Annotated in this window: 5 protein-coding genes; 2 read left to right on the top strand and 3 right to left on the bottom strand. The window is 67.1% G+C overall.

Going from position 1 to position 6,508, the window contains the following annotated elements:
* Positions 1 to 773, bottom strand: a 773-nt coding sequence (locus DBR20_RS06165) for a DUF4785 family protein (RefSeq protein WP_219927792.1), incomplete at its 3' end; no start/stop codon positions are given.
* 11 nt (positions 774 to 784) lie between these two features.
* Positions 785 to 1,663, bottom strand: a complete 879-nt coding sequence (locus DBR20_RS06160) for a hypothetical protein (RefSeq protein ID WP_089241829.1) — start codon at positions 1,661 to 1,663, stop codon at positions 785 to 787.
* Between the two features lie 233 nt (positions 1,664 to 1,896).
* On the opposite strand from DBR20_RS06160, the gene DBR20_RS06155 reads away from it, so the two are divergent.
* Positions 1,897 to 2,736 (top strand): phosphatase PAP2 family protein, encoded by an 840-nt coding sequence (locus DBR20_RS06155; protein ID WP_108265572.1) that lies wholly within the window; start codon positions 1,897 to 1,899, stop codon positions 2,734 to 2,736.
* Between the two features lie 106 nt (positions 2,737 to 2,842).
* On the opposite strand, the gene DBR20_RS06150 is transcribed toward DBR20_RS06155, so the two are convergent.
* On the bottom strand, positions 2,843 to 5,113 hold the full coding sequence (locus tag DBR20_RS06150) for a TonB-dependent receptor (RefSeq protein ID WP_108265571.1): 2,271 nt from the start codon (positions 5,111 to 5,113) through the stop codon (positions 2,843 to 2,845).
* A 159-nt stretch (positions 5,114 to 5,272) separates the two neighbouring features.
* Between DBR20_RS06150 and DBR20_RS06145 the strand changes: the two genes are divergently transcribed.
* Positions 5,273 to 6,289, top strand: a complete 1,017-nt coding sequence (locus DBR20_RS06145; RefSeq protein ID WP_108265570.1) for a TIGR00266 family protein — start codon at positions 5,273 to 5,275, stop codon at positions 6,287 to 6,289.
* Positions 6,290 to 6,508: the final 219 nt, after the last annotated feature.

Raw genomic sequence — 6,508 nt, 5'->3', positions numbered from 1 at the left:
ATCCTCACCTGTGCACGCAGGCTGCCATCGGTGGTGCGCAGCAGCCGCTGCGGCCAGCTGCGGCCATCGGGTGCGACCAGCAGTGCTTCACCGCCAAGGCTGCCGCGTCGTGTGCGCAACGCCGCCGCGCTGGCACCGTCTTCCAGCAGCCGTGCCTGCAGCTGCACGTTGCCACCGGCCAGCACCTGCGCCTGGCTGGCCTGCACTTCCAACCGCAGCGGGCTGTTGGGCTCCAGCACCTGCACCACGTAGCGGCCCTGCGCCTGTGCGCTCTGCAACCGGTAAGCGCCAGCTGCGCTGGTGGTACCGGTGCGCAGCATGCTGCTGCCATCGCTGACCGGCATGCCCGCATCCTGCAGTTGGCGTGCGTCGACACTGCGCGCGACGCTGCTGCGCCCCGCCGGATCACGTACCTGCAGCGCGCTGGCCGGCAGCGCGCGGGCACCCGGCGCCGGGCTGAGCTGGATCACCGCATCGGGTGCGCTCAGCGGCAGTTCCAGGCCGCGCTGCAGCTCGGCACCGTCGACCTGCTGCCAGTAGCTGCGGCTGATCGCGGCCTGGGGGCCGGGGGCCTGCAGTGGCTGCGCCGGGTCCAGCGCCCAGGCGAAGGCCAGTGGCGCGTGCTCGCTTTCGTCGGCAAGCAGCGGCGCCGCAACCAGGCCAGCGGGAATCTGGTCGCCAGCGGCGACGCGCAGCGGCTGCGCGGCCTGCGCCGATGCGGTGGAAAGGACCGCCAGCACGGCGGCAGCCAGCAAGGTGGAATGGATCGTCATGGTCATCTCCCTCACTGGGTCAGGTCGTTGCGCAGGATGCTGCCGAGGCCGAAGCACTCGCGGCGGCTCTGGTTGTGGCTGAGCGGCTCGGCGCCCTGGGTGCGCGCCTTGTCGGTGAACCACAGGGTGCCGGCCGCCTTCTGGCTGCTGCATTCGAGGAAACCGTCCGAGCACGACGACAGCCAGTTCTGGGTGAATTCCAGGCCGACGTTGGCGGCATAGCCACCGCAGTAGCTGTTGCTGTCCCACACCGCCGATTCGACATCGCTGCCGACCACGGCGCGGAACGGCTTGGGCAGGGCCGGGCGGCCGGCGGTGCCATACAGGTTCTGCGCGTTGTAGGTGGCCATGTGTCCCACCTGCTGCATGCGCACGGCATCGCTCTTGTAGCCCAGCAGCCAGCCCAGCGAGGTTTCGAAGGTGTTGCCGTTGAGTACGGCGTCGGCCAGCGGCGTACCTGCCGACGAGGGCGCCAGCGCAGTGACCTTGCGCACCCGGTTGATGATCTTCGGGTAGCGGCTGTCGTAGGTGGGGTTGGACAGGATCCAGCGCATCACGTTGCCGCCGTTGGAGTGGGTGATCACCACCAGCTGGGTGATGCCACGGCTGTCGATGAAGCCGGTGAGCTGGTTGGCCAGGCAGCCGGCCGCTTCCGGCTTCCACATGTACTGGGTGAAGTCGCAGTTGATGACCACGTAATTGCTGCTGTTCGGCAGGCCCTGGCGGACGGTGTCGATGATCGCCGGCTGCCAGTAGTCCTGCGTGGCATTGGTCTGCGCGCCGGTGCCATGCACGAAGGCCACGCCGTAGACATCGGCGGCCTGCGCCGGGGCGGTCGCCAACCCCAGGACCAGGGCCAGAACGGTACTTCCTGTTGCGGTGCTGCGCATCGCTTCTCTCCCTTTCAGCGGATCCCCCCGGCCCGGCTGTGACCTGATGCTCATGGCGGCAGCGCGTGAAAGTCCGTGCGCTGCGCCCGGATTCAGCAGATTGCCTACACTTGATGACTGTTTTCATCGCCCAGCGGCTGACCATGCCGGGTCTGGCCGTATGACCGATGGACGCTGCGGCCGGCAATCGAGGCTGCGATCATGGCCGGCGAGTTCCCTGCCCGAGTCTGCCCATGTCGTCGATCCTCCCCCCTGCCCGTCCCTTGCTCGGCCTGGCCATCGCGCTGTCGCTGGCCGGCTGTGCCGCCACCGCCAGCAAGCCGACCGCCGTCGAAGCCAACGTCACCACCAAGGCCGTGGGCTACCTGGACAAGACCGCAGTGCCGGCCAGCATCGATCTGGTGCCTGCGCCACCGGCCGCCGGCTCGGCCGCCTTCGCGCTGGATGAGCAGGTCAGCCGCGAGGCACGTGCGCTGCGCGGCAGCCCGCGCTTTGCCCAGGCAAGTGTCGATGCCGAACTGGGCTTCCCGGAAGGTGCCAACCACTTTTCCTGCGCCGCCGACATCGACGTCGATGCAGTGAAGACCCCGGCCCTGTACCGCCTGCTGGAGCGCAGCCGCATCGACGCCAGTGCTGCCACCAAGGCCGCCAAGAACAAGTACCAGCGCCCCCGTCCGTTCATGGTCAACGGCGAGCCGACCTGCTCGCCGAAGGATGAGGAGGGTCTGCGCAGCAACGGTTCCTACCCGTCCGGCCACACCTCGATCGGCTGGGCATGGGCATTGATCCTGTCGGAGATCGCACCGGACCGCGCCGATGCCATCCAGGCCCGTGGCCGCAACTACGGCGAGAGCCGCCTGGTGTGCAACGTGCACTGGCAGAGTGACATCCTCGAAGGCCGCTTCATGGGCGCAACCGCCGTTGCCCGCCTGCATGACAACGCTGCGTTCAACAAGGATCTGCTGGCCGCACGCAGGGAAATCGCTGCTGCGCGCAAGGCCGGCCTGCATTCCAGCCGTGACTGCGCCACCGAAAACGCGGTGCTGAAGGTGCGCCCGCAGAGCGCGCTGTAAGCCACGCCTCTGTAGAGCCGAGCCATGCTCGGCTCTACAGGAAGCAGGAAACAGAAGGGCCGGCATTGCGCCGGCCCTTCTTCATTGCATTACCGCAGCAACCGCATCAGAACTTCGCGGTGAACTCCACGCCCCAGGTACGCGGCTCGTTGAGGAAGCCGGTCAGGTTGTTGAAGTCGATCGCGCCGACCACACGGGTCTGGTTGGTCAGGTTGCGGCCGAACACGGCCACGTCGTACTGGCCGTAATCCCAGTTGTAACCCAGGCGCAGGCCACCTTCCAGCGAGCTGCGGCCACGGAACTCCGGCGACTCGTAGATGAAGAAGTTCACCGCGCTGCGGTAGGCCCAGTCGGTGTAGGCATACAGCTCACTGCCATCGCTGAGCGGGAAGCCCACGCGCAGGGTCGCGTTGTGGATCCACTTCGGCGCCTGCGGCAGCGGATTGCCGTTGACCAGCGCGTAGGTGCCACCATTGATGATGGTGGTCGGGTCGGTGATGGTGCAGCCGCCGCCGCAGATCGCCACCGCCAGGTTCTTGTCCTTGATCTCGGTGTCGTTGTAGCTGCTGCCGAAGGTCAGCAGGACGTTGTCGGCCAGGTAGGCCTCCAGGTCCAGCTCCACGCCCTGGCCGATGGTCTTGTCAGCGTTGAGCAGGGTAGCGGTGTTGTTGCCGCCGCCGACGGCGATCAGCTGCTGGCCGTCCACGTCGTAGCGGAACACGCTGAAGCCGAGGCGTGCGCGACGCTCGAACAGATCGGCCTTGATGCCGGCCTCATACGAAATCACCTTCTCCGAATCGGCCTGCGACAGGCCCGGTGCGAACGCCAGGCGGCCCTGGATCGACGGTGCACGGAAGCCCTTGGCCACGCGTGCATAGGCATTGACGTTGTCGGTCAGCTTGTACACGCCGCTGACATCCCAGCTGACGTCGTTGACGTCGGTGTTGGCCAGATACGGGCCGCTGACCGGCGTACCGCCCGGCGTCTGCTGCAGCACGCTGGCGCTGAAGTCCTTCTTGTCCTGCGTGTAGCGCACACCGGCACGCAGCTTGAAGCGGTCGGTGACATCGAAATCACCCGAGGCGAACACCGCCCACGCCTTGTTGCGCTGCTGCTGCACGACGTGGCCGGTCTGCGGGTTGCCCGGCGTCAGCGAGTCGTAGTTGAAGTTGTTGATGGTGACGTCTTCATCGAAATAGAAGACGCCGGCCTGCCAGTCGAAGCGGCCCCATTCGTTGGACTCCACGCGGAATTCCTGGGTCCACTGGCGGTGGTGCGGCAGGCCGTCGGCCGACTCGGACGGGAACGGGATCAGGCCCGGGCCGGAGTTGCCTGCACCCAGGAACGCGGCGCCGTAGCCGCCGTCGATGTCGCCGCGATTGAGCGATTCGGCGGTCTCATAGCCGGTGATCGAATGCAGGGTCACCGAACCGAGGTTCCACTGCAGGCGCGCGCTGCCGCCCCAGGTTTCCAGGTCGGAGAAGTTGACGCCGTCGTTGGCGACCTTGTCGCGGTCGAAGTTCTCGACCAGCGAATTGCCGCCCTTCTCGATGATGTTGGCGCGGAACAGGCGAGCGGTGCCGTTGAGCTTGCGCTTGTGCAGGTTGAACAGCGCTTCGAAATCATCGCCTTCGTACAGGAACTGCACGCGGCCGGCGGCTTCGTCATAGCCTTCGAAGCCGCTGTTGGGCGCACCGGCACGGGTGTTGTCCACCCAGTCGTCGCGACGCTGGTAGATGGCCGACACGCGTGCGGACCAGCGGTCGGTCAGCGGGCCGCCGTAGGCGCCCTGCACGTTCCAGCTGTTGTAGGTGCCATAGCCCACGCGCACGTAGCCATCGGCATCCTGCGACGGACGCGCCGAATCGAACTTGACCACGCCGGCCGGGGTGTTGCGCCCGAACAGGGTGCCCTGCGGACCGCGCAGCACTTCCACACCGGCCAGGTCGAACAGCGGGAAGCCCTTCAGCAGCGGGCTTTCCTGCACCACATCGTCGTACACCAGCGAGACCGGCTGCGATGCATTGAGGTCGAAATCGGTGTTGCCCAGGCCGCGGATGTAGAAGCGCGGGAAGGCACGGCCGTAGGACGATTCGATGTTGAGGCTGGGCACGCGCGCAGCAAGGAAGCGGATGTCATCGCCCGCAGAACCGAGCACGTCGAGCTTTTCGCCCTGGATCGCGCTGATCGCAACCGGTACGTCCTTGGCGTTCTCGACGCGACGTTGTGCAGTCACCTGCAGCGCATCGAGGGCGACCGGATCCTTGGCGGCGGGGGTTTCCTGGGCGGCTGCTGCCAGCGGCAGCAGGGCGGAAAGAGCGACAACGAGCGGGCGCGCGACCGGAGAGCGGCCACGGGAAGTACGGGTCGGAGACATGGCGGTAGGCTGTGTTTGGAGGGGTGGTAAAACGGCGCTACCAGATAATTGTTGCAATACAGCACCTCCCTCGCAAATGCCGATCGTTCATGGCCGCCTCGCGGACCGCCGGAAGCTGCCGCTAGACTCGGGCTTTCCCCCCGCAACGGACCTGCTGCGATGACCCAGTGGTACTTCCATGCTCCCGGCCAGGCCGACCGTGTCGGTCCGTTCGACGAGGAGGCTGCGCGCCGCTTCGCACAGGCCAATCCACGCGCGTTGGCCTGGTGCCAGGGCATGACAGGGTGGACACCAGTGTCCGAAATCGTCGCCCTGCAGCAGGCCGGCGCCGCGACGGCAGCGCCGCCGCCGATGCCCGCAGCCATGCCCGCAGCCATGCCCGCAGCCGCAACAGCATCAGCCGGCGGCCGTGCCGACCGCATCGACTTCCGCATCGTCGGCCATGAAATGCAGTTCGTGGAAATCGAACTGGACCCTGGCGAAGGTGCGGTGGCCGAGGCCGGCGCGCTGATGTTCAAGGACGCGTCGGTGCAGATGGATACCGTCTTCGGCGGCGGCGCACGCGGTGGCCAGGGCAGCGGTTTCATGGAAAAGGTGATGGCCGCCGGCAAGCGCGTGCTGACCGGTGAGAGCCTCTTTGCCACCGTCTACACGCAGACCGGCCAGGGCCGCGGCAAGGTCGCCTTCGCTGCGCCCTATCCCGGCACCGTGCTGGCGATGAAGCTGGACCAGCACGGCGGACGCCTGATCTGCCAGAAGGACAGCTTCCTGGCGGGCGCGCGCGGCGTGCAGATCGGCGTGCAGTTCCAGCGCAAGATCATGACCGGCTTGTTCGGCGGCGAAGGTTTCATCATGCAGAAGCTGGAAGGCGACGGCTGGGTGTTCATCCATGCCGGCGGCTGCGTGGTCGAGCGTGAGCTGGCCGCCGGCGAACGCCTGGATGTCGATACCGGCTGCATCGTCGCCTATCACCCGACGGTGGACATGGACGTGCGCCGGGTCAAAGGCATCCGAAGCGTGCTGTTCGGTGGCGAAGGCGTGTTCCTGGCCACCCTGACCGGGCCGGGCAAGGTCTGGCTGCAGTCGCTGCCGTTCTCGCGTCTGGCCGGCCGCATGTGGATGGCCGCGCCGCAGGGCGGCGGCAAGAGCCGTGGCGAGAGTTCACTGCTGGGCTGAGTGGGCCGGAGGCTGGACGGCGCCGCCGTTTCTGACCGCAGGATATCGGTAGGTGCCGACCTTGGTCGGCACTGGCTTGTAAAAGCGCCGACCAAGGTCGGCGTCTACCGCCCGCAATTCATGAATGGGGAGTCCCCCCACCCTGCCCGCTCCGCCACGCCTTCGGTATGCTGGCGCCCTTTCCTGAACCCGGCGCCGCGAGCGCACTGCCGATGAGCC

The organism is Stenotrophomonas sp. HMWF023 (assembly GCF_003060985.1).
Classification (GTDB): Bacteria; Pseudomonadota; Gammaproteobacteria; order Xanthomonadales; family Xanthomonadaceae; genus Stenotrophomonas; species Stenotrophomonas lactitubi.
The sequence above is the reverse complement of the archived record's forward strand: the minus strand, read 5'-3'. Positions and strand labels throughout refer to the sequence as shown.